Source organism: Intrasporangium chromatireducens Q5-1, from assembly GCF_000576575.1.
In the GTDB taxonomy this organism is placed as follows: Bacteria; Actinomycetota; Actinomycetes; order Actinomycetales; family Dermatophilaceae; genus Intrasporangium_A; species Intrasporangium_A chromatireducens.
Window position 1 is genome coordinate 1 of the sequence record NZ_AWQS01000369.1, and the last position, 2,799, is coordinate 2,799.

The 2,799-nt window shown below is 70.6% G+C and carries 2 protein-coding genes; one reads left to right on the forward strand and one right to left on the reverse strand.

The window, feature by feature from the left end:
- Positions 1-71: 71 nt before the first annotated feature.
- A complete protein-coding gene (locus N864_RS24895; RefSeq protein ID WP_155893050.1) occupies positions 72-332 on the reverse strand; it encodes a hypothetical protein in 261 nt (86 codons plus the stop codon).
- A gap of 355 nt (positions 333-687) precedes the next feature.
- Here N864_RS24895 and mobF point away from each other — a divergent pair.
- A partial coding sequence (gene mobF, locus N864_RS21110; protein ID WP_034722045.1) for a MobF family relaxase occupies positions 688-2,799 on the forward strand: 2,112 nt, incomplete at its 3' end.

Consider the following 2,799-nt stretch of genomic DNA (forward strand, 5'->3'; position numbering starts at 1 on the left):
GGTGTCCTTTTCATGGAGTGATCACGTGCGATACACCAGCCTATGAGGGCGACAGGTCTTTGGTGCAATTCTCACTGAAGTTGCGATGGCTTGAGGCCGGCGGCGCGGGCCTTCTCGCGCAAGCTCCTGGGCGCCTCCCCCGTCAGCCGAGCGGCACGCGCTACTCCCGAGGACTCAACGAGTTTCACGAGCTTGGCGTCCAGCTCACTGTTGGCCTGATTGAGCCGGTCCTGCAGTCGTTGCCGCGCCTTCTGCGCGCCAACGACTTCGCGCAGCGCGTTGGCCTCGGACTTCTGGGCCTCCCGTAAGCGGGCTCTGGCCTGGTCATTCACAGGGAGTTCTTCGGACACTGTCGGCCGCCTCTCGATTCCTGATTGTTGGGATCGTCTTACACCCTCACTACGGCATCGATCGGGTCACCATTCAACGCCACCTGACGACTCCCGATCTCCTCCTCATCTCGGCCCCTCCGCCAACCCTGACGCCATCAACTCGCCGCCCGGCGGATCTCCCAACTGCTACCGACGTCCAAGCCGCCCATGCCCTGCCGCGGATCACTCGACTGGCGGGCCCTCCCAAGACCCCCATTCATTCACGCCACACGTCTGGCACCAAGGTGAGCGGCTGGGCGAAAGTCGCATCTGATGCAACATCGGATCGTGCCCCCCCACGGTCGGTTGTTTAGGCATGACGATGTCCATCAGGCGCATGACTTTGGGGGCCGGGTACCGGTACCTGATGTCCTCGGTCGCCCGCGCCGACGCCGCAGGACGGACATCGGATCCGCTCACCGCCTACTACACGGCAGAGGGCACCCCGCCCGGCCGATTCCTCGGCAAGGGACTCGCTGGTCTGGACTGCGGCCGCGGCATCGAACCCGGCACGACGGTGACGGAGGAGCACCTATGGCGGATGCTCGGCATGCTGCAGGACCCGGTCACTGGGCACCCGCTCGGCCGGGCACCGGTGGCCCGCCCAGCGGCATACGAAGACGCCTTGGGACGGAAGCGGAAGGCGCCCCAGCCGGTGGCCGGGTTCGATCTCACATTCAGCGTCCCGAAGAGCGTGTCGGTGGCGTGGGCGCTCGGCGACGAGGCGACCCGCGCGCGAGTGCATGCGGCGCATCGGCGGGCGCTGGAGTCCGTCATCGCGTACGCGGAGCGGGAGGTGTTCGCGACCCGCACCGGTCGGGGCGGGGTCGTCTCGCAGGACACCCTTGGGGTCGTCGCGGCGGCCTTCGACCACTGGGACTCGCGCGCCGGCGACCCGCAGCTGCACACCCACGTCGTCGTGCTGAACCGGGTGCAGGCCGCCTCGGATGGCGGGTGGCGGACCCTCGACAGCAAGGCGCTGTTCCGCGCGGCGGTCGGCCTGTCCGAGCTGTACAACGGCGTCCTCGCCGACTTGCTCACTGCGGATCTCGGGTGGGGCTGGGAGGCTCACACGCGGCGGCACTCCCCGGTGGAGAAGTGGGAAGTGGCCGGGGTCACCCAGACCTTGGCGGACGAGTTCTCGCGCCGGACGAGCCAGATCGAGGACGCCAAGAACGCTCTCGTCGCGCAGTTTCGGGCCGCGCACGGACGCGGCCCAACGTCCGCGGAGGTGCTGCGATTGCGGCAGCAGGCGACGCTGGCCACCCGCCCGGACAAGCAGCTGCACGCGCTGTCCGACCTCATCACCGGGTGGCGCCGGCGCGCGGAACCGCACGTCGGGACGGAGCCCGAGGCGTGGGTCGCGACTCTCGCCGGGCGCAACGATCTGCCCCTGCTGCGCGCGGCCGATCTGTCGGAGGGGATGCTGGCCGACGCCGCCGCGGTGGCCCTGAGGACGGTGGGGGCGCGGCGGGCGACGTTCTCGCGCAGCAACATCCTCGCTGAGGTGCTGCGCCAGATCGCCGGGGTTCGGTTCGCCGACCCGGCCGAGCGGGTGACGGTCGCGGAGCACGTGACCGCGCTCGCGTTGTGGGAGGCGGTGCGGCTCACCCCGGCGGATGCGGGGGTGCTGCCGGCCGCGTTGCGGCGGGCCGATGGGACCTCGCGGCTGACTCCGCGGGACGGGGTCACGTATGCGACGCGGGAGGTGATCGAGGCCGAGGACCGGCTCCTCGCGGCTGGGCGCGCAGTCGACGCGCCGCGCGTCGACGAGGCGACGGCGGCCGCTGTCGCGGCCGTCCCGTTGCCCGGGAGGGCCACCGTGTTGTCCGCGGACCAGGCGGAGGCCGTATGCCGTGTGCTTGCGTCCGGTAGGGCCGTGGACGTCATCGTGGGGCCGGCCGGGACGGGCAAGTCGACGGCGATGGCCGGCGTTCGGGCCACGTGGGAGTCGGCGTTCGGGCCGGGCAGCGTGGTCGGGTTGGCGCCGTCCGCGGCCGCCGCAGAGGTCCTCGCTGACGCCGTGGGGATCCCGACCGAGAACACGACCAAGTGGATCCACGAGGCGATGCGGCAACCCGCTCGGCTCGCCGAGCTCGAGGAGCTACAGAGGAAGTTGCGGTGGGCCGGCCCATCACTGGCGACCCGGCGGCTGCGCGAGCGTGCCCGAGAGGTGTACGCCGAGGCGCAGAGGTGGGGACTGCGATCGGACCAACTGGTGATTGTCGACGAGGCCTCCATGGCCGGCACCTTCGACCTCGACACCATCACCGCCCATGCCCGCGCGGCTGGAGCGAAGGTGCTGCTGGTGGGCGACTGGGCTCAGCTGTCCCCAGTCGCCGCCGGGGGAGCGTTCAAGCTGCTCGCCACCGACCGGGACGACGCACCGAGCCTGCACGACGTGCGCCGCTTCCGGCACGAATGGGAA